At 48.2% G+C, this 21,592-nt stretch carries 17 protein-coding genes; all 17 read left to right on the top strand.

What is annotated here, in order from left to right:
* Positions 1-218: 218 nt before the first annotated feature.
* The 17 genes from murA to C557_RS0101310 all read left to right on the top strand — a co-directional run bounded on the left by murA (position 219) and on the right by C557_RS0101310 (position 21,435).
* Positions 219-1,562 carry a UDP-N-acetylglucosamine 1-carboxyvinyltransferase gene (murA, locus tag C557_RS0101390; protein ID WP_018750022.1) on the top strand — a complete coding sequence of 448 codons (1,344 nt, stop codon included), beginning with the start codon at positions 219-221 and terminating at the stop codon, positions 1,560-1,562.
* 300 nt (positions 1,563-1,862) lie between these two features.
* On the top strand, positions 1,863-2,213 hold the full coding sequence (locus tag C557_RS0101385; protein ID WP_018750021.1) for a winged helix-turn-helix transcriptional regulator: 351 nt from the start codon (positions 1,863-1,865) through the stop codon (positions 2,211-2,213).
* Between the two features lie 197 nt (positions 2,214-2,410).
* The gene (gene spoIID, locus C557_RS22795) at positions 2,411-3,811 is read left to right on the top strand and encodes a stage II sporulation protein D (protein WP_240472899.1); all 1,401 of its coding nucleotides are present in this window, start codon (positions 2,411-2,413) and stop codon (positions 3,809-3,811) included.
* A gap of 59 nt (positions 3,812-3,870) precedes the next feature.
* On the top strand, positions 3,871-4,614 hold the full coding sequence (locus C557_RS0101375; protein WP_018750019.1) for a M23 family metallopeptidase: 744 nt from the start codon (positions 3,871-3,873) through the stop codon (positions 4,612-4,614).
* 267 nt (positions 4,615-4,881) lie between these two features.
* Positions 4,882-5,166 (top strand): sporulation transcriptional regulator SpoIIID, encoded by a 285-nt coding sequence (spoIIID, locus tag C557_RS0101370; RefSeq protein WP_018750018.1) that lies wholly within the window; start codon positions 4,882-4,884, stop codon positions 5,164-5,166.
* A 209-nt stretch (positions 5,167-5,375) separates the two neighbouring features.
* Positions 5,376-6,374 (top strand): rod shape-determining protein, encoded by a 999-nt coding sequence (gene mreB, locus C557_RS0101365; RefSeq protein WP_026263232.1) that lies wholly within the window; start codon positions 5,376-5,378, stop codon positions 6,372-6,374.
* 90 nt (positions 6,375-6,464) lie between these two features.
* Positions 6,465-7,361: a flagellar hook-basal body protein gene (locus tag C557_RS0101360; protein ID WP_018750016.1), complete on the top strand. Its 897-nt coding sequence runs from the start codon at positions 6,465-6,467 to the stop codon at positions 7,359-7,361.
* 42 nt (positions 7,362-7,403) lie between these two features.
* On the top strand, positions 7,404-8,225 hold the full coding sequence (locus C557_RS0101355; protein ID WP_018750015.1) for a flagellar hook-basal body protein: 822 nt from the start codon (positions 7,404-7,406) through the stop codon (positions 8,223-8,225).
* Between the two features lie 11 nt (positions 8,226-8,236).
* Positions 8,237-8,440: a DNA-directed RNA polymerase subunit beta gene (locus C557_RS0101350; RefSeq protein ID WP_018750014.1), complete on the top strand. Its 204-nt coding sequence runs from the start codon at positions 8,237-8,239 to the stop codon at positions 8,438-8,440.
* A gap of 121 nt (positions 8,441-8,561) precedes the next feature.
* A complete protein-coding gene (locus tag C557_RS0101345; RefSeq protein ID WP_018750013.1) occupies positions 8,562-9,605 on the top strand; it encodes a copper amine oxidase N-terminal domain-containing protein in 1,044 nt (347 codons plus the stop codon).
* Between the two features lie 409 nt (positions 9,606-10,014).
* Complete coding sequence (gene fabZ / locus C557_RS0101340; protein WP_018750012.1) at positions 10,015-10,437, top strand: 3-hydroxyacyl-ACP dehydratase FabZ; 423 nt, start codon at positions 10,015-10,017, stop codon at positions 10,435-10,437.
* Positions 10,438-10,460: 23 nt separating this feature from the next.
* The gene (locus C557_RS0101335) at positions 10,461-12,182 is read left to right on the top strand and encodes a phospho-sugar mutase (RefSeq protein WP_018750011.1); all 1,722 of its coding nucleotides are present in this window, start codon (positions 10,461-10,463) and stop codon (positions 12,180-12,182) included.
* A 24-nt stretch (positions 12,183-12,206) separates the two neighbouring features.
* Positions 12,207-14,225 carry a DUF5693 family protein gene (locus C557_RS0101330; RefSeq protein ID WP_018750010.1) on the top strand — a complete coding sequence of 673 codons (2,019 nt, stop codon included), beginning with the start codon at positions 12,207-12,209 and terminating at the stop codon, positions 14,223-14,225.
* A complete protein-coding gene (csaB, locus tag C557_RS0101325) occupies positions 14,198-15,319 on the top strand; it encodes a polysaccharide pyruvyl transferase CsaB (protein WP_018750009.1) in 1,122 nt (373 codons plus the stop codon). Before C557_RS0101330 ends, csaB begins: the two co-directional genes overlap by 28 nt.
* Before the next feature lie 15 nt (positions 15,320-15,334).
* Positions 15,335-16,096, top strand: a complete 762-nt coding sequence (locus C557_RS0101320; protein ID WP_018750008.1) for a WecB/TagA/CpsF family glycosyltransferase — start codon at positions 15,335-15,337, stop codon at positions 16,094-16,096.
* A gap of 110 nt (positions 16,097-16,206) precedes the next feature.
* Entirely contained in the window at positions 16,207-17,331 is a 1,125-nt protein-coding gene (locus tag C557_RS0101315; RefSeq protein WP_018750007.1) for a glycosyltransferase family 4 protein, read from the top strand.
* Between the two features lie 177 nt (positions 17,332-17,508).
* Entirely contained in the window at positions 17,509-21,435 is a 3,927-nt protein-coding gene (locus C557_RS0101310; RefSeq protein ID WP_026263231.1) for an S-layer homology domain-containing protein, read from the top strand.
* Positions 21,436-21,592 lie beyond the last annotated feature (157 nt).

The raw sequence follows: 21,592 nt of genomic DNA, 5'->3' as shown, positions 1-21,592 counted from the left end.
CATTGTGTCAACAATGGTGAATAGGGACTAGAAACTCGAAAGCAGGTCCTTCTATGGGATTGACGGCGATTTCTGAGCCAAAACACGTTTTTTCGACACGTTAAGGGTCTTGTGTACCATAAATGACCGATGATATGATGAAATTTGGGGAATGAACGGGTTTAATTTTTTTCCATATCAGGTAGAAAAGTGAAAATGAACGCGCGGAGGGAAACGTGATGAGCAAATTTATCGTCCGCGGTGGCAATGTTTTGGCCGGGAACGTAAAAGTCAGCGGAGCTAAAAATTCAGTGCTGCCGATCATTGCAGCGTCTTTATTGGGTGAAGAAGGGGTAAGCATCATTCGCGATGCGCCTCCATTAGACGATGTGATGACCATTAATAAAGTGTTGGAATCACTTGGGGCGAGTGTTACATACGACCGGGAAGTGATTACGGTTGATGCACGCAAAATCGCTTCATGTGAAGCGCCTTATGAGTGGGTGCGAAAAATGCGGGCGTCTTTTCTTGTCATGGGCCCTTTGTTGACACGGACAGGATTTACTCGTATCTCCTTGCCGGGAGGATGCGCTATCGGCACAAGACCGATTGATCAGCATCTCAAGGGATTTGAGGCAATGGGGGCCGAGATTAACTTGGGCCACGGGTTTATTGAAGCAAAATCGAATGGCCGCCTCCGCGGCGCGAAAATATATCTGGACGTTGCCAGCGTGGGTGCCACCGAGAACATTATGATGGCAGCGACGCTTGCTGAAGGCACCACGATGATTGAGAATGCAGCTAAAGAGCCGGAAATTGTGGACCTTGCCAACTATTTGAACAGTATGGGAGCTATTGTACGCGGTGCAGGCACAGGAATGATTCGTATTGAAGGTGTCGAGAAGCTGCATGGCTGCGAGCATACCGTCATTCCTGACCGGATTGAAGCCGGGACATTTATGGTTGCGGCTGCGATTACTGGCGGAAATGTCTTTGTAGAAGGAGCCATTGCCGATCATTTAGGTCCGGTGATTGCCAAGCTGGAGGAAATGGGCGTCAAGGTGGAAGCTCAAGAAAATGGGGTTCGTGTGATTGCCGATAAGCCGCTAAAGTCGGTGGATGTCAAAACATTGCCTTATCCCGGATTCCCCACCGATATGCAATCGCAGATGATGGCCTTGTTATTAGTAACAGAGGGGAGCAGCGTCATCACAGAGACTGTATTCGAGAACCGCTTTATGCATGTGGATCAGTTCCGGTTAATGAATGCGGATATCAAGGTGGAAGGACGCAGCGCGATTTTGAGCGGCAAAACCAGGCTGAGTGGTGCTAAGGTCTGCGCGACGGATTTGCGTGCGGGAGCAGCTCTGATTCTTGCTGGTCTTGTAGCTGATGGAACGACAGAGGTAAGCGGCACGCACCACATTGATCGTGGATATGTGAACCTGGCGGAGAAACTGATGGGTCTCGGAGCGAACATTTGGCGCATTTCAGCAGAAGAAGTTGCGGCGGAGCCGGGTAAGGCAACGGCTAGCGTCAAAGAAGAAACCCCTGTATTGAAAATTCAGCCATCTTGGGCTTAATTTACTTATAGAGGTAGTTCAACAGGTCAACTAAACCAGACTTGTTGAACACACACTTATAGCGGCAGTAGCACGAGTGCAAATCAAAAGATAAGTTTGTGAACAAACTTTATACGTTATTAGGCAGAAAGAAGAAGTTCCCTCATGTAGATGCGATGGGAGCTTCTTTTTGGCATGTTGTAAAGGTTGTGTAACTAAGGGATGTACTCTAAAATAAGGATACGATCATAAAAGCGTATAGATTATATTTATATACCGATGGAAGGGGTGAGTGACATAGGAAGCCGTAAAAGTGAGAAAATGGCCCATCCCCGGGGTGATGATTGTCCTGTAGAATTTACGTTGCATATTATTGGCGGCAAATGGAAGGGATTATTGCTCTATCATTTGATGGACGGGCCAATCCGGTTCAATGAGTTCCGGAGAATTTGCCCAACCATTACCCAGCGGATGCTGACCTTGCAACTTCGCGAACTGGAGGACGACGGTATTGTGCATCGTGAGGTATACCGACAGGTGCCGCCGAAGGTGGAATATTCCTTGACCCCATTCGGTACTACGCTGATACCGATTATTGAAAGAATGAAGGAATGGGGAGAGCTTTACAAGAAAGAGGCTCTTCATCGAAGCCAAAATCAAACAGAAGTATAATTGCCTTGCGATCCGGTATTCCGGGTCGTTTTTTTATGCGGCGAAATGATGTACGTGCGGCAAGCTTCTATTTGCGAGGAAGACATCCATTTCAGAGAATGGGCTGAAGCCGGGTTCTAGCATCCGGGACAAATACATATCTATAAGTATAGCGGGGAAAAGGTATAAGAGAGAAGACGTGGGGAGTGCAGATGGGAATGATGCAGCAGCATAGACTAATTGATGAGCATAAGAGAAAAGGAACGGCGGATTCTTTGAAAATAAATATAATACCTAGAGTGACACAACCAGCAGGACGTGAAGAGAGCGACAAGATGGAGGCGGTAAAACGCAGAGGGAAATTGTCGGGTGGCCCAGGTTTGCCAAGCGATAAGGAGAAGCCGCAGGGACGGGGGCAGGTGGCCGTGGCCGATACAAGGAGCGGTCGCCTGCTAGCCGGCCTGCGGGGAAGCGCTGCCGCCCGCCGTGCTGGCAGCAGGCGGCATGGGCCGCCCGCCGCGCCTTGGCTGGCGGCGCTGGCCGTGCTCGCGCTGGCGCTGCTGCTGCCAGCGTTGCTCACCTGGCGCGCGGCTGCGCCAGCAACGCCGCCGGACCCGGCCGCGGCGCAAGCGGCGGAGCCGGGCCCGCGAGACGCGCGCCCCGCTGCTCCGCCAGCCCCCCCTGCCGATGTGGCGCTGGCGGATGGGGTGCCGGTGCGCGTGCATCTTACGCGCACGGGCAAGATCGAGACCGTGCCGCTCGAACAATACGTCACCGGCGTGCTCGCCGCGGAGATGCCGGCGGACTTCGAGCTCGCGGCCCTGAAGGCCCAGGCCATTGCCGCCCGTACCTATATCGTCCGGCGATTGGCCATGGACGAGACCGGCGATATGGCTGGCAAGGCCGCCGACGTCAATGACACGACGGCACACCAGGCTTACCTGTCCCGCGTGGTTCTGATGACCTGGCCGAAGCAAGGCAAGGCAGCGCAGCTTGCGAAGCTCCAGGAGGCAGTGCGTCAAACGGAGGGGATTGTCATGACATTTCGCGGACAGCCCATTACCGCTGCTTTTTTCTCATCCAGCGGAGGGCATACGGAGAATTCGGAGGAATACTGGTCCCTGAAGGTGCCGTATCTCCGCAGTGTGGCCAGCCCATGGGATGCCGAGGTGCACCCCGAGAGCAAAGAGACAATCGAGATGCCGCTCGCACAGCTTTATCGCAAGCTGGGTCAGCCGATTCCCAAGACAGTTCAGTCTGCGATTGCTGCTTTCGCTCAAGGGGAGGGGGGAAAGGAATTCAAGCTCAAGGCGGATAAGCTCTTTCAAACCCTCTCCTGGACGACTGGGAGACGGGTGAAAGAATTCCGAATTGGAGACAAGACATATAGCGGACGAGAATTACGAGAGAAGCTGGAGCTGCGATCCAGTCAGTTTACCTTGGCTTTGGACGGCGACAAGGTGAAGATTACAACCTATGGATACGGGCATGGTGTCGGAATGAGCCAGTGGGGGGCCAACGGCATGGCCCGGCAGGGATTCACCACAACGCAGATTCTCAAACACTACTATACGGGGATTGATTTTGGGCAGGCGTCTTCCTTTTTGGAAAAAATTTAATATAAACGAAGTATAAAAGAGTTGACCCCGGTAACACTGGTTACTGAGGTGATGAACAAATGAATGAAAATCAGAACAAACAATCCCACGAGGAGTCTTCTAAAAAAGGATTGGGAGAGCCGGCAGCCCCGGTATCCGCGTGGAAGAGATTATTGTCCAAGAGATGGGTTTACCCGGCAGCATATGTGGCGGCAGCGGCAATTATACTAACCTTAGTGTGGGTCTACCAGGATGCGAGCAACAAGCCGATGGACTCGACCCCCGCCAGCGTGACCGATGTCGTCGATTTGTCCGGCGAGGAGGCTGGAACACAACAAGGGATGAACGGGGAAGAAGCGACCGAAGTGATTGCGTCTGCGGAAGACCTGGCCTGGCCGGTAGCTAACAGCGCCGAGGTAACTGTCGTCAAGCCGTTCTATGAGAAAGAAGGCACGGCAGAACAGCATCAGGCTGCCTTGGTTCAGTACAATGATACGTTTACGCCGAATACAGGGATTGACCTGGCACGGGAGGACCGCAAGCCATTTGAAGTAACCGCCGCGATGAGCGGCAAGGTGACAAGAGTGGAAGAGGTGCCGCTGCTGGGGTATGTGGTGGAGATTACTCACGCCAGCAACCTGAAGACCTTGTATGAGAGCCTGTCGGAAGTAACGGTAAAGCAGGATATCGAAGTCAAGCAAGGCGATGTAATCGGTAGTGCCGGGCGCAATGAAATCGAGAAGGATCTCGATAACCATCTGCATTTCGCCGTTTACGAAAACGACGAACTGGTCAATCCGGAAACTGTGCTTCCGAAGAACTGAGTTAAACCCATCTAACCTATAAGGCAGGCGCTTATTCTTCATAGCAAGGATGTGCTGCTGTTGCCCAAGGAGAGCGAAAGCTCTCTTTTTTTACGTTTATAAGCTTAGTCGGGAAGGAGATCATCACATTTGTTGCTCCCCTTATTTTCAAGGTTGTCCGTAAAATAAATGGCCTCGCCTAGGCTTGTCAGGCTTGGAAACAAAGAATATATAGGCCCGCCCCTCATATAATGTACCAAACTATCTCGAGTTGAGGGAGGCGGGAGCGTGCACGATTACATCAAGGAACGGACAATTAAGATAGGTCGGTGCATCGTGGAGACGCGGCATACGGTTCGGACGATTGCCAAGGAATTTGGCGTATCGAAAAGCACGGTGCACAAGGATTTAACAGAACGCTTACCGGAGATTAATCCGGATTTGGCCGATCAGGTCAAGCACATTCTCGAATACCACAAATCCATTCGCCACCTGCGTGGAGGAGAAGCGACAAAGATTAAGTACAAAAAAAAGGGGGAACCTAAACGAGAGGTGATCAGCTCCTTGAACTAGTGTTTTGTGCAACAGCGTCCTAGCGGACGATTATCATTGAATCCATCCCCTAAAGTATGGTATTTTTAAATATGGTATAGGATAATGTGGATTTTCATCGATTTTTGCGGAATTTCGACTTATTGCGCTAACGACTTTTTTACCATATGGCATGGAAATAGGCAGCACTTCCTTTCCGTGATCTACAAAAATACGCTTTGGGGGATCAAATGATGAGCAAGGATATTGGTATTGATTTGGGCACAGCCAATGTGCTGATTCATGTAAAAGGAAAGGGAGTTGTTCTTGACGAGCCTTCTGTCGTGGCCATTGACAGCGATGGGGGACGGGTGCTGGCCGTGGGTGAAGAGGCGAGACGCATGGTAGGCCGCACGCCTGGAAATATCATTGCGATTCGTCCTTTGCGGGATGGGGTTATTGCTGATTTCGAAGTTACGGAAACGATGATGAAATATTTTATAGATCAGGTAGGGGGCCGAAGCTGGTACAGCCATCCGCGAATCTTGATATGCGCACCAACGAATATTACATCCGTCGAGCAGAAGGCGATTCGGCAAGCTGCCGAGCGTAGCGGCGCCAAGGAAGTATTTCTGGAAGAAGAGCCGAAGGCGGCTGCCATCGGCGCTGGCATGGATATTTATGAACCTAGCGGCAACATGGTTGTTGATATCGGTGGCGGGACGACGGACGTGGCGGTGCTCTCTATGGGAGATATCGTCACGGCCTCGTCTATTAAAATAGCAGGGGACAAGTTCGACTCGTCCATAATCAAATATATTAAAACCAAATATAAGCTGTTGATCGGGGAACGTACCGCAGAGGACATCAAGATTGGGATCGGGACGGTATATCCGAACGGACGCGTGGCCGAAATGGATATTCGCGGTCGCGACATGGTATCCGGGCTTCCGCTGACGATTACAATTACGGCTAATGAAATTCAAGAGGCGTTAGCTGATCCAATCTCTACTATTGTAGCTGCGGCAAAATCGGTATTGGAGCGCACTCCGCCTGAATTATCCGCTGATATTATTGATCGGGGTGTTATCCTGACAGGGGGAGGCGCTCTGCTGAACGGGTTGGACGAGCTGCTTGCCGAAGAGCTGCGGGTGCCTGTGTTGATTGCTGAAGACCCTATGCATTGCGTTGTGAAGGGAACGGGCATTATGCTTGATAATTTGGACAAGGTGCTTAAGAAAAAGTTCTGATTCGCCGATATATAAAGAAATGATCCGGCTCGCAAGGGCGCTGAATGTAACTGAATGAGCTGAATATATAGATGGTTTGGAGGGAAGGCCATGTTAAGAGGTCTCTATACCGCAGCTTCCGGTATGCTAATGGAGCAGCGGCGTCACGATACGGTGACGCAGAATATTGCCAATTTGAATACCCCGGGTTATAAGCAGGTGAACACAGTAGCCCATTCTTTTCCCGAAATGTTGATTTCCTTGGTTGGAGATCAGCAGACGGGTGGACAGCGTGCTATCGGAAAGCTCATGAACGGAGTGTTTGCGGAGGAGAGCCTTGCCTCGTTTGCGCAAGGGGATCTGGAGGAGACCGGCAAACTGACCGACTTTGCCTTGATTTCCAGACTTAGTCGGCTTGATCCGGCGACTGGAGAGGCGATTACTTTTGATGCTTCCGGGAAGTTTGTGACTGAGAATGGCGAAGTAATTTACCAGCCCCAGGCATTTTTTGCTGTGGAAGATCAGGAAGGCAATGTTCGCTATACGCGAGATGGCACCTTTCAAATAAATGCACAAGGCGAGCTACGAACCTCTGCGGGGTACCAGGTGCTTGATGTAGATGGTGCCCCTATCATTTTGCCTGTTGACGTAGCGGTTGATACTTTAACTAGTGATGGTGCAGGGAATTTGACAGGAGTCGACACTATGGGGTTACAGATTGACATTGCTACCCTGGGGATTAGCATTGTGGAGCAGCCTCATCAATTGGTCCGGGAAGGACAGGGGGTCTACCGTGTTGACAATGAGCAAGCCGCTGGCGTACGCCCTTTGACCGAAGAGGATGCAGCAGAGGTGCGGCAAAGATTCCTGGAAGTATCCAATGTGAGTACAGCCCAATCGATGGTTGATCTCATGACGGCTCAACGGGCTTATGAATCGAATCAGAAGGTAATTCAATATTACGATAAGAGTTTGGATAAAGCGGTTAATGAAATTGGCCGTGTATAAGCCGTGTATAATATGTAGATTGCTTATAACAGGAGGTGCGGTATGAATAACTCCGTCGTTAGTGCGATGGTAACCATGAGCGGGATACAGCAACGGCTGGATTTGCTCGCTGATAATATAGCCAATGTGAATACGGTAGGTTATAAACGCAAGGAAGCCAGCTTTGAGGATACCTTGACCCAGGTACAGGGTCATACTGCCGATTTATCCTTACCTGGCCGGTCAACGCCATTGGGCTTTAACCTTGGCTTTGGCTCGAGAATGTCGCATATAGGGTTGAATTTTGTACAAGGCTCCTTTAAGGAGACCGGAAACTTTACCGATTTGGCGATTGAAGGGAATGCCCTGTTCAGTGCTCTGACTCCAGATGGCAACGTGGTCTATACTCGGGCGGGGAATTTCCATGTCCAGCCCGATCCGGAGGATGGGGAAGCCGCTTTTCTGATGAATAATCAAGGTTATGTATTGCTTAATGCAGAGGCTGAACCGATTACCTTTGCTGCTAATGCAGCGCTAAGTATTGATGAACAAGGGAATATTTTTGCTACAGAAGGAGAGGGGATCACTCCTCTTGGCCGAATTGCCTTGCTCACTCCACAACGGCCGGAAGTACTTGAGCAAAGAGGGGAAAACCTGTTTGTTCTGCCTGGCGGAGTGGAAGCAGCAGATGCGCTGGTGGATACGCTAACCCTTCCGGAGGACCGTCAAGCACGTGTGCGTCAGGGTGTGCTGGAGCAATCTAACGTAAATTTGACTGATGAAATGGCTGAGATGGTGCAGGTGCAGCGCGCGTACCAATTGGCGGCCCGGGCATTAACTTCTGGTGAGACGATGATGGGCCTGGCCAACAACTTGCGCGGATAGGTGGTTTGGGCATGAGTAAAGATGAGAATGAACCGGTAGTGAGTCGTGCGACGTGGGTTGCGATCCTGCGCATCGTCGTTATATTGCTGATTCTTGTACTGGCTTTGGTCGGAGGTGCATTCGTCGGCTATGTTGTCTTCGGCAAGCAGGACCCGTCGGAGATTTGGAATTGGTCCACCTGGCGTCATGTATTTGATCTGGTATTTGCCCCTTAGTTTTAAGGGGGGGAGTTAAGGCGGGTTGCTTCTCTCTCCAATTCAATGTTAGAATAATTTTATATGATTTTTAATCATATGTTTTATTACTATATTTTAAGAAAAGGAGATTAAGCCAAAAATGAGATTCAAAAAAGCAATCATCCTGAGTACCGCATTAGCTTTAACCATTTCCGGAGCTGCTCTTACTAATCCTGTATATGCCGCGAAAGCTACTAAGACGATTAAAGCGGTGTATAATGATATTTCCATCGTTTATAACGGTACTATCTTGCCATCAGATGCTGCTACTGAACCGTTTATGATTAATGGTACGACCTATTTGCCTCTTCGTATGGTGGGCACTGCACTGGATAAGAAGGTGTCGTGGGATTCCGCCAATAAACGGGTAGTCATCGTGGATAATGGGATTACGATAGACCAAAGTACGGTTACGTCGCTGAATAATCAAATCAATTCGTTAAGTCAGCAGCTTGCTGCAGCCAAGTCCGAAGCAGCTTCCAAAGATGCTATGATTGAACAATTGAAGAAAGAAAAAGAAGACTTGCAGAAAAAGGCGAATGACAAAGACGATGTTGATCTGGATGATCTGGAAGATGATCTGAACCATGATTATGGTGACTATAAAAGCACAGAAGCTGAAATTGTGTTGAGTGGGAATGAAAGAAATGTCACGCTTCGTGTGAATGTAGATGAGAAGGGCTGGAACGATTTATCAAACAGTCAGAAGAAGAGCTTTATTCAAGATATTGTAGATGAAATCTATGATTCTTATAAATCTGTAAAGATTTCTGGCACGGTTCGTAATGATAGAAATTCCAATACGCTTTCCACCATTTCTGTAACATCCTCCGGCACGGCAAGTCTGAAGGATAAGTCTTCCAGCTCTAGTGATTTGGGGGATCTTGAAGACGACTTGAATGATGATTATGGAACTTATCAAAGTGTCGATTTTGACATCAAGCTATCCGGTGACGAAGATGATATTACTGTAAAAATTTATGTTGACAGAAAAGATTGGGAAGGCTTGAGCAGCAGCAGAAAAAGTAGCTTTAAGAAAGCCATCATAGATGATATTGAAGATGAATATGATGATGCTGATATCAATGGCTATATTTACGATGAAGACAAAACAAGCAGCAGATTAGATGATTTTTCTAACTAATTCACAATTGTTGCAATAATTAACTGAAATAAATACTACAAATAGTAGCACGGCCTCAGGTTCTATTTTTCGGACTGAGGCCGTTTACTATTTCTGCAGGTTTTAAGGCCAAGTAATCGGACAGTAATTCGACCGATAGGAGTTTTCTTTTTAGGCGCGGAAAATGTATAATGATGGGGGACTGTATGTGAAAAAAGGGCTTTATCTGTAAACGACATGCGGTCGTTTGCGGATAAGCCCCTTATCTTAACCTTCGCTTCTGCAGAGGCGAAGGATAATTACAGTGTGACCGGAACCTGCCGTTTTTATTCACTTTGAAAGGTAGTTCAAAAAGTCATCTGTTGATCACGAAACGGGTCAGATTGAAAACCATGATGCCGGATACAATGAACTGAAAGGAGAAATACATATGTTGAATACAAATGAAATTCAGGAGATTTTGCCTCATCGTCCTCCCTTCCTGCTGGTGGACCGGATTATTGAATTGGAGGAAGGAAAGCGTGCTGTCGGGATTAAAAATGTAACGATTAATGAGCCTTTTTTTACCGGGCATTTTCCCGGCTTTCCGGTAATGCCTGGTGTACTGATTACTGAGGCGCTTGCTCAGGTTGGAGCTGTAGCTATGTTAAATGTGGAAAGCAATCGGGGAAAGATTGGCCTCTTGGCCGGACTGGACGGATTCCGTTTCCGTGGACAAGTCTTCCCGGGGGATACGTTGCGCCTTGAGGTCGATATCATTCGTATGAAAGGCTCGATTGGCAAAGGCCGGGCCGTAGCTAAGGTAGAAGATAAGATCGTCGCCGAAGGCGAAATTATGTTTGCTTTGTCTTAACAGGTTAAGGAGGAGAACCAGCGATGACAGAAATCAGCCAAGCCGTTCTGGAGAAAGTAGAAGGATGGTTGCAAGATCCGTCTATTGATGAAGAGACCAAACAGGAATTACGTGACTTGGAGAAGACGAACCCGGTAGAACTGGAAGATCGGTTTTATCGGGATTTAGAGTTCGGTACAGGAGGGCTGCGTGGTGTTATCGGTGCGGGCAGCAATCGCATGAATCGCTATACGGTAGCGCGGGCCTCCCAGGGCTTTGCGGATTATATTTTACGGGCACATGCAGGCAAGGCTGGCCAACCTTCGGTTGTGATCGCTCATGATTGCCGCCATTTCTCGCCGGAGTTTGCACTGGAAGCTGCCTTGGTATTGGCCGGTAACGGCATTGTAGCCAAGCTATTCCCATCGTTGCGCCCAACGCCGCAGTTGTCCTTCAGTGTGCGTGATCTCGGCGCTACTGGCGGTATCGTTATTACGGCAAGTCATAACCCGCCTGAATACAATGGCTACAAAGTATACAATGCCACCGGGGGACAGTTGGTGCCGCATGAGGCGGAGGAGGTCATTGAGCGGATTCAGGCCATTTCCTCATTTGCGCAAGTGAAACGTCTGGGCCGTGAAGAAGCCGAGACCAAGGGAATGCTTGTTTGGCTTGGAGAAGCTGAAGACGAGGCATTTGCGGAAGTGGTGGCAAGCACTAGCGTGAACCGTGAGCTTATGGCCGCAGGGGCTGCCAAGGACGTGGTGGTAGTCTTCACTCCATTGCATGGAACCGGGAATTTGCCGGTGCGGCGCGTATTGGAGAAGATCGGCTTTACCCAGGTTCATATTGTGAAGGAGCAGGAGCTGCCTGACGGCGATTTCCCTACCGTTAAGTCCCCGAACCCGGAAGAACGGGAAGCCTTTACTATGGCTATTGAACTGGGCAAGCAGGTGGGGGCTGACCTGCTCATTGGCACCGATCCTGATGCCGACCGGATGGGAGCTGTTGTAAGAACGGCAGATGGAGAATATGAAATTCTGACAGGTAACCAATCTGGCTCCTTGCTCGTTTACTATGTACTTAGCCAAATGAAGGAAGCGGGAACGTTGCCGGAGCATGGGGCTGTAGTGAAAACAATCGTAACCAGTGAGCTAGGGGCTGTTATTGCCCGCCACTATGGAATAGAAGTGTTTAATACGCTGACAGGCTTCAAATATATCGGCGAGAAGATGAACGAGTTTGAAGTCAGCGGAGATTATACTTATTTGTTCGGTTATGAGGAAAGCTATGGTTATCTGGCCGGGAATTATGCCCGGGACAAAGATGCTATCGTGGCCTCTATGCTGTTTTGCGAAGCGGCAGCTTACTACAAGCGCCAAGGGAAAACGCTGCTGGATGTTCTTGAGGAACTGTATGCCCAGTTTGGCTACTACCGGGAAACACTGGCTTCCCGTACATTGAAGGGCAAGGACGGTCTGGCGCAAATCAACTCATTGATGGAGGAGTTCCGTTCTACGCCACTTCAGGAGGTTGCCGGTATCCGTGTGGCCAATGTGCTTGATTACACGCTAGGCCTTGATGGACTGCCAAAGGGCGATGTTTTGAAGTTTTTGCTGACGGATGGCTCGTGGTTCTGCTTGCGTCCTTCCGGCACGGAGCCGAAAATTAAATTTTACTTCGGTGTGCGAGGAACATCAAATGAGGATGCCAAGGCCAGACTGGAAGCGATGCAGCGGGAAGTGCTTGCCCGGGTAGACCGTTAGGAAACATTTTGAGGAGGTACCTTAGTGATTCAGAGTTGGCAACGATGGAATAACGGCTCCCGCAAATGGTTGTGGGTTTTAGTGATCGTGGGAATATTGGCATCTTTGCCAGTAATCGTACAACGGGTACAGACAGATTCATCTGCAAATAAAGTGGAGTTTGTCTTTAATTATCGGGCCTTGGTGGATATTTCGTCCTATCAAGCAGATCCAGCAACCTTTATGGATGAGCAACTGGACCGATTGAAGGAAGCTGGCGTGACAACGATGGCCATGTTCGAAAGCACGCTGGATGAATTGTCGAAGGCGCGGCGGATTATGGTTTTTAGCTCGCTGGAAGCGGCCAAGCTGAACCAGAGTGTCATATCACCTGATGGCAATTACACCTATATTGCGTTTACGAGTCAGGCGAATGAAGAACAATTAAGTTCCATGATTAGAGAAGCATTTGGCCGATTCGATGTAACGGTAGCTAACTGGAGTTATCAGGATCAGGCTGGACTGGTTATCGGCATGGGTATTGAGGAAGCGTTGATGAAGCCCTTGCCGCTGGATCCGATTGCATTCTCGATGCTTCAGGATAAAGGCTTCCATATTCTCCCCCGATTGTCCGACAACGCACCTTATGATCAGGAGGCGTTGAATGAGCAGCTAGCCTTCTTTGCCGAACATGGGGTTACGCGTATTTTGTTTGATGGCGAATCCGTGAAGGGATTTAATGAGGATGAGGCGAAGAACAGCTTGCAAGCCTTTGCCAGTTTGTTGAACGAGCATAAGCTGGGCATTGTGGTCATTGAGGGGCTGAAGACACCGCAGAAGGGGTTTAATACCCTCGCTTATCTTACAGACTACAACGTGGTTCGTCTTCATTCAGTGACTGACGGCGAAGCAGTCCAAAGCCCGGAAACGTTAGCGGATCGGTTCGTTCTGGCGACAAAGGACCGGAATATCCGGATGGTGTATCTTAATGCATCTGCTTCCAAGGATGCTGGCAAAGCGGCAATTACGAACCCCATCGAGAACTTGGTTCGTTCGTTGCAGGCTCCGGGGAATGCGGTTCAGCGTATTGAAAATAACGGGTTCGAGTTTGCTCCTGCTGAAGCATTTACAGTACATGACGCAAGCTGGCAAACTTATTTGAAGGTATTGGTTGTGCTGGGAGGTGTGGCATTCATTGCGTTACTGATATCGTGCTTCACACCTTCGTTAACCCTAGCTTCCTTTATCCTTGGCTTGATCGGCTCAGGCGGGTTGTATATTCTCCGTCCCGATCTGTTGGAACAGGCGCTTGCCCTGTTTACTGCGATTAGTGCGCCAACCATTGCTATGGTGCTGGCTATTCGCAAGGTAGAGGAGCTTCGGGAAAAGCACCCGGATATGACAGGGGCACGCCGACTGACCCATACTCTCGTTTTGTATTTGAAAACCTCGGTATTGTCGCTTGCTGCTGTACCTTTTGTAATTGCTCTGCTGAATAACATTACTTATAGTTTGGTGCTGAGCCAATTCCGTGGTGTCGGTTTGCTGCATCTGGCCCCGATTTTGCTCATTGCCATTTATGTATTTCTGTACCGTGGCAATTCCGTAGCGGAGGAGCTTCGCAATTGGTTGCGGATGCCGATTACAGTATTGTGGGTTGCGATCGCTGCAGTTCTGGGCGTAGCCGCCTTATATTATTTATCCCGTACCGGGAATGCGGGAACGCTGTTGCCTGGGGAAGCTGCTTTCCGATCTTTCCTGGAGAATGCCTTTGGCGTACGTCCTCGCAATAAGGAATTTTTGCTCGCGCATCCGTTATTCATCGTTGGCATCTTTGCAGCCTGTCGTTATCGTTGGCCGCTGTTCGCCATGATTCTGGCGGTTATGGGTCAATTATCGATGGTGGATACATTTGCGCATATTCACACTCCCGCCGTCCTGTCCTTGATTCGCGGTGTACTGGGGTTGGGGTTGGGGCTGGTGGTAGGCTTGCTTGCCGTACTGGCTTGGCAAATCATTGAAAGGTGCTGGAGCAAATGGTCGCCACGACTGCTAAAACCATAGTTCTGTCGGGGTATTACGGGTTTCGCAACAGCGGGGACGAAGCGGTGCTGGAGTCTATTCTGCTTGCCTTGGAGGAAGAGGGTCTGACGTCCGGAGTGGACATCAAGCCTGTGGTCCTGTCCATTGATCCGGAATGGACAAGCCGTACTTATGGGGTGGAGTCTGTACACCGGATGAAATTCGGTGAGGTAAGGAAGGCTATAAAGAACAGTGACGGTCTGATCAGCGGCGGCGGCAGCTTGCTCCAGGATGCGACAGGCTTGAAGTCAATCCCTTATTATTTGGGGATTATCAAGCTAGCGCAATGGATGGGCAAGCCAACCTTTGTCTATGCTCAAGGGATTGGACCGGTGCATCGGAAGATGTTCTGCCCATTCATCGCATCGGTTTTTCGTCGCTGTGACTACATCTCGGTGCGGGATACGGAATCCGCCGCATTGCTTCGCGAGATGGGAATCCGCGGCAAGGATGCTGTACAGGTAGTCCCCGACCCGGTGATGGGACTTGTTCTGGAGGAAGGCGATCCTGAGAAGCCAACTCCGGATGAGTTGCCTATAGTGGGTGTATCTGTTCGTTTCTGGAATGGGGAGCGAACGGATCTTACGCAGCTCGCCGAAGGGCTTGCGCTGCTCTGCCGCCGTAGGCCGGTGCATATCCGCTTTCTTCCTTTTCATTTTCCTGGTGACGATGAAGCTTCCCGCTTCGTAATGGAGCGACTTGGAAATGTGAAAGAACGTGGCTGCAAGGTAAGCATTGCGTCAGAAGCAGAGCACCCGCAGGAGATGCTGCGGGAAGTGAGCCGCTGCAGCCTGCTGGTGGGGATGAGGCTGCACAGTCTGATCTATGCTGCTTCTCAGCAAATTCCATTGCTCGGCATCTCCTATGATCCGAAGATTGATCATTTTCTTGGCCGGATTAACAGTGTTCCGGTAGGGACAACGGAGGACCTGGACCCGAGAATTCTGGCAGCGGAAGGCGAACGTCTTCTGCAAGAAGCTGAAGCCTGGCGCAAGACTCGTGAGGCGCAGATTCATGCACTGAAGCGGGAGGCGCGGGTGCCGGCGCAGAAAATTGCCGAATTTCTACGAAAGTGATGGGGGAGCAAGAGGATGACCAAGATGAATAAAGGTATTCCTAGAGTCTCGGTATTTGGCGTTGCTGTGAGCAAGTGGGGAATGGAGGAGACGGTGTCTTACTTAACGGACGCTGTTTCTGCAAGGCAGCCCCATCATATTATTACGGCTAACCCGATTATGATGATGGCAGCCATTGAAAACCCCGGGTATAAAGCAATGATGCAAACTGCGGAATTGATTGTTCCGGATGGTACCGGCTTGGTATGGGCGACCCGCAAAGGCGGCGATCCCGTGAAGGAACGAGTCCCCGGGTATGAACTGCTTCATGAATTAATGAAGCAAGGAGACCGCTTGGGGTGGAAGGTGTACCTGCTGGGCGCAGCACCGGATGTGATTAAGGAGACCGCTCGACGCTTGGCCTTACAGTATCCTGGAACAGAGATTGCCGGTTATCGGGATGGGTATTTCACTGCTGAAGAGGACCAGGAAGTGGTTGCCGGGATCGTCAAGGCGAAGCCCGATCTCTTGTTTGTAGCCCGTGGTGCGGATACTCAAGAGCCGTGGATTGCAAAATATAAGGACCAGCTGCAAGTGCCGGTAATGATGGGGGTAGGCGGAAGCTTTGATGTTATTTCGGGACGAGCCAGACGGGCGCCGAAATTGTTCCGCAAGCTGCGGTTGGAATGGCTGTATCGGCTGCTGAAGGAGCCTACCCGCTTCCGAAGAATGCTTGCGTTGCCCAAATTCGCTGTGCGCGTATTGCGCGAGAAAGAAAACCTAACGAAAATGGGCTAAAATGCTCGATTTCTATGGATTTGAGCGTTTTTTTGCACAAAAACAAAGTTGGAGTTTCTTTCTAAACAGAGTATAATTCATTCCGGCAGAACAATTGGAGGTCGAAATGCATGTTGATGATTTATATCATCGGGTTTATTGTTTCTCTTGGCTTGGCTTTGGGCCTAACGCCGCTCGTTAAGAAATTTGCTATCAAGTTCGGCGCTGTGGATGTTCCCAATGCGCGCAAAGTGCATACGCGAATCATGCCAAGACTCGGTGGTTTAGGAATCTTCTTATCCTTTGTCATTACGCTTTTCTTGCTGCTTCCGATTCTTCCGGATATCTTCACGGTACGCGAAGTAAACTTTATTAGGGCCTTTCTGGTGGGAGGCACATTAACAATATTGCTGGGAGCGCTGGATGATCGCTTCGATTTACCGGCAAAGCTGAAGTTTCTGGTTCAGATCGCCACTGCTTGCATCGTTGTATTTGTCTTCGACATTCGTCTGGAATTCGCTAATATTCCGTTCCATACCTATGGTGCAGTCGAAGCGTGGATCGCCATTCCGTTCACGATTATCTGGATCGTTGGCGTCACCAATGCCATTAACCTGATCGATGGCTTGGATGGTCTTGCTGCCGGGGTTTCGGCTATTGCCATTGCTACGATTGCTGTAATGGCTTTCCTGATGGGCAATATCGTGGTTGCTTTAATATGTCTGTTGCTGCTCGGCAGCATTATCGGATTTTTGTTTTTTAACTTCCATCCTGCGAAAATATTTATGGGCGACTCCGGGGCGTTGTTCCTGGGCTTCAGCTTATCGCTTTTGTCGTTGCTCGGCTTTAAGCAGGTTGCCATTGTATCGTTCCTGACGCCACTTATTTTGATTGGTGTTCCGTTGTCAGATACGATGTTCGCCATTGTACGCCGCTTTATGCAGAAGAAGCCCATCTTCTCGCCTGATAAGGGACATCTTCATCATTGCTTGCGCGAGCTTGGCTTTAGCCACCGTCAGACGGTACTGATTATTTACGGTATAGCCGCTTTCTTTGGTGTGTTGGCCATCATTCAGTCCTCGGCTGCGATGTACAACGCCAATTGGGTTACCTTTGTCGTCATCTGTGTCATGGTGTTTTTTTTGCAGATCGGAGCCGAGGTTATTGGGCTCATCGGCAAAACGAAGCGGCCGTTGCTCGATTTTCTGGCGCGCCTGCGGGTAAAGGAAGAAACCGGGCGTGGTAGTATCAAGTAAACGGCGTAAAGCGCAACAATTTAGCGATATTAAATGAAGTAACGATTCCCGTAACCTTTGCTAAAGCTTTGGCGAGCAAAGGTTATTTTTATGGAACTATAAAAAATTAAATTACTTGATCCGATATACTCTATAAGTAGTTTGTGAGGAAAACGAATTAAAGAGGAGGACAAAAAGTTGAAAAAAATACTTTCCATGTTAATGATTGTTGCACTATTGATTACAGTGGTGCCGACAGCTTGGCCTGGAACAGCAGATGCAGCTTCAGGAACGTACTTTATTTTTCCGAATGAAAGGTATGCAATCAATGATGCGCGTGTTGTTAATACCGATCGAGTCGATCTAACGGGCTCTTTTAATAATGTGAATAAGGACACCATTTCATACAGCGTATATCAGTTGTCCAAAAACGGTGATGAGGTGAGTTCGAACGTTGGACAGACGGGAAATATCTACCCTAGCGGATCAGAATTGAAAATTCTGAATGTTAAGCTGTTTTCTGGTCTGAATAAAATTGTTATCCAAGGCAAAAAGGGCTCCTCTTCCGTATCAGACACGATCTATATTGAATATCGCAATGGGCCAACCTTGTCTGATCTGTCCGCTAGATTAAACGGTGATACTGTGCCGTTATCTGAAGGGAAGCCGGCGGTACTATTTGCTTCTGCAGTTCAAGAAGGTGATTCCGATACTCAAATTGTGATCAGCGGTTTTGCTAAAAATGCTAACAAGGTGACGATTGATACTAACGGGAAGTCATGGACTTTTAATGTATCCAGTTCAAATGATTACAGATTTACAGCAGGTACTGTTAGAGTTAACAAAGGAAATAATATACTTACCATTACGGCTTCCAATAACGATCAGTCCGTCACGACGACGCGGCAGGTTACATTTTATAATGGGGAATTGACCTTTTACGATACTTATCTGAAGGATACGGATGATAATACGATCTCGGCTGATCTCACCACATCGCCTGATTTCAGTGTGGTGGATACGAATAATATCGAGATGCACGGAACCGTGCTGGTCCCATTTGCCGAAACAGCGCCGGATAACGTGACACTCCAGATATCCAGCAGTCCTGCGCTTACTCCAACTAGCATTGTAGTTCCGAGCAGTGATTTTTCAGAGAAAACGAACAGTTATGTAAAAGTGCCTTTTGTAATCCCATTTAATTCTGGCGCCGCTTTTGATACAAAAATCAATCTGAATTTGAAAGTGGACGGTCTTAGCGGGTCGGAGGACTTTTTCTTTCGTTTGCGAGACAAGGGAAAATCATATATTCATGAAGTGAACTATTTGCAAGGCTATAACAGTAGTACTGGCAGCAATGAAGCTTATAACCTGACCGGAAGTTCGATGGAGGATAGAACGACTGATATCCATTCTGTGCCTGCCGGGATAGAGGTTATCGTTGTTTCTAAGGAAACAGCGACAGATGCCAATAAGCTAACCATTAGAACGTCGGATAGTGCCATTCAATTGAAAGAGATTGTTCCTTCAAATGCAAGCTATCAGTATACAACGAGAATGATTAACGGAGTGCAGACCTCAGTGAAACGGATTGTCGTCTCACTAGATTCGCTTCCAAGCGCTACCAGTACAATTCCGCTTGAATTGGTAGACGGTTCTGGCACCGTATTTGATTCGCGAGCTCTGAATGTTAAAATGTTGTACGGGCCTTATGCAACGTTCAACAGTGTTTATGACGGGCAGCAAATTAAAATCGATACAAATGAGCCTGGCGAAACTAGAGAGCAAAAATTAGATGCTGTCGATCATTTTAAAGGGCAGTTATTCAATATCAGCAATAAGTCAGATATTAAATATACGGGTGCTGATCGGACTGTATCTTTGTATATTAATAATGAACTAGTGGCATTAGAAGCTGATGGAGAGGTGTCTTCTTTCCGGGTTACAGCGGGAGGTGAGAATGCTGCGGCGGATGCTCTAGTTGTTGGGGCTAATACCATTCGGTTTGTTTATCAATCCGGTTCGGATTCTTATGTAAGAGAAATTAAGGTCAATATAACGACTTCCAGTATCGCATTGATTCCAGTGGAAGGCTCGATTGGGATTGTTCCGTTCACTTATGATGGGGAGAGCCCACGAGATAGCTACAACGATGTGAAGATCACTAAAGCGGATCCGAATTTTGTTGGAGGAAATGGCTCGTACACAACAACCAAACCGAAAATGAATATTTTTGGTACGTTTGATTTCATTGACTTAGGCAGCAGAATGAATAATGTTCAAGATGTATTGGACAAGGTTAGCGGCAAGAGTGGTTATAAGCTGAAAATTGAAGCTTCTGACGGGAAAACGACAGAATGGTCTTTGGATGATACTTTCTATGGCGATGATAATGCGAGAACTGTATTTAATTCAGGAAGTACGATTGATGATCTGGCTGTATACTATCATCCAAAAGAGGAAGACTTCAGCTTTGTCTTGTTCAATCAGTCTGTCCCGCAGGATGGCACGGCTTTGATTTATAATTTCACTTTGTACAACGGTGAGGGGAGTAGTGGGGCTACTTACCGTATGGAAGTGAGATATTCCACATCTTCTCTGAATATTGTACGTCCGGTTACGAACAATATGAAATTGAATCAAAATTTTGTGGAAGTTATTGTAGACTCGCCTAATGCGGATAGTGTGACTATTGATGGCGAGACGGCTGAAAGAATAGATTTTGATGCTGATTATGATGGAGATATTGATTACCATTCCGTTTTTAGCTACATTGTTAAAGGCTTGAAGCCAAATAAGGAAACCAAGATTTCAATCGAGGTCGCGATTGGCGATCAGAAGTTGAAAGAGGAAATAAGGGTAACTTATGTTCCGGCCAACATTCCAGGTGCTCAAGTGATGGAGACAATGAAGAAGTCTCATAAGGTATTTGAAGGTAGTCTTCAATTGACATTCCCGACGAATACAAGCTTGCTGCGCCATGATTATTATGCACCGGAGAGATATAAGGATCAGGTGTATACCAAGCATGACTTCCTGTTCGGAATAGCCAACGGAGAAGATGGTGCTGTTGATAGATTCAATGACTTGGATGATCGTAATAACTTGTTCAAAACTGGTGAGCAATATTTTGTTGGCGAATTCCCGGATCGCTTTGGCAAAGTCAGTCCTGTGTTCTGGATTGATGCAGGTATCGCGGACGATTTGAAGACTGATGTCTATGACCCTGTGACCAAAGGGGTAGGACCTTATCAGTTATCTAGCACTTCTCGGGTGAAGAGCTTCTATAACCGTTCGCCTGAGGATGAACTGATTCCTTCCAAGAGAGGGGAACTGACTCTGACATATGATTCGAGTGTTACTGATGATGCGGGGAAACTGATCACAGTTCTGCATTTTAATCCAGAATCAGGAACATGGGAGAATATTGGCGGAGTTGTCAATGCAAAGAAAAATACGATTGAAGTTCCGTTTGATCAATTTGGTTATTATGTTGTCGCCAAGCTGGGAGAAACGTACACGGACATTATTAGTCATCCTTATGCCCGTGACTATTTGGAAACCCTGTATGCTAAAGGGATAATGAATCCGGAAGATCCATCCGTAGGGTTTAAACCGGATATCAATATTAAACGTGCTGAGTTTACTCAGATGATTGTTAAGGCTCAGCAGCTTCCGTTGAATTACTTGGGAAGACTGTCGTTTGATGATGTTTCCAGAAGTTATACTAATAATCTATGGGATTTCCGTTATGTGGAAACTGCGGCGCGGGCAGGTATTATCAAAGGTATTCAGCCACGGGTGTTTGATCCAGACAGCAACATTACCCGTCAAGATGCAGCGGTAGTCATGGCTAAGGCTCTTAATTTGAAGCTGCAAACCAAGCGGGAGACAGTGAATAAAGGATTGGCCAAATATTTCAAGGATTACGCAGACATTGATTATTATGCTGCTCCTTCAGTGCTTGCTATTGCTCAAAAAGGCTTTATTAGTGGCTCGCCTATCGACCCTAGCGATCCTAAAAAAGGCTATAATTTTAATCCAACCTCTTTCACGCTACGCGGTGATGCCGCTGTTATCGTTGGAAGAGTAATGGCTTCAACTAAGAAGCTTCCTGCTATGTAAAAAGATGTAATTTGTGCAAAGCACCTCTCTGTGAATGATTGGAGAGGTGCTTTTTTTGTTGATATACCAAGTCCGCCCCCGACTTTATAAATGCCTGTTCAAGTATCGATTTCAGATTGAGCCGGGAAACTGTATCGTGAGGCTAAGAACGGAAAAG

This window comes from Paenibacillus sanguinis 2301083 = DSM 16941, from assembly GCF_000374825.1.
Taxonomy (GTDB): domain Bacteria; phylum Bacillota; class Bacilli; order Paenibacillales; family Paenibacillaceae; genus Fontibacillus; species Fontibacillus sanguinis.
The sequence above is the reverse complement of the archived record's forward strand: the minus strand, read 5'-3'. Positions and strand labels throughout refer to the sequence as shown.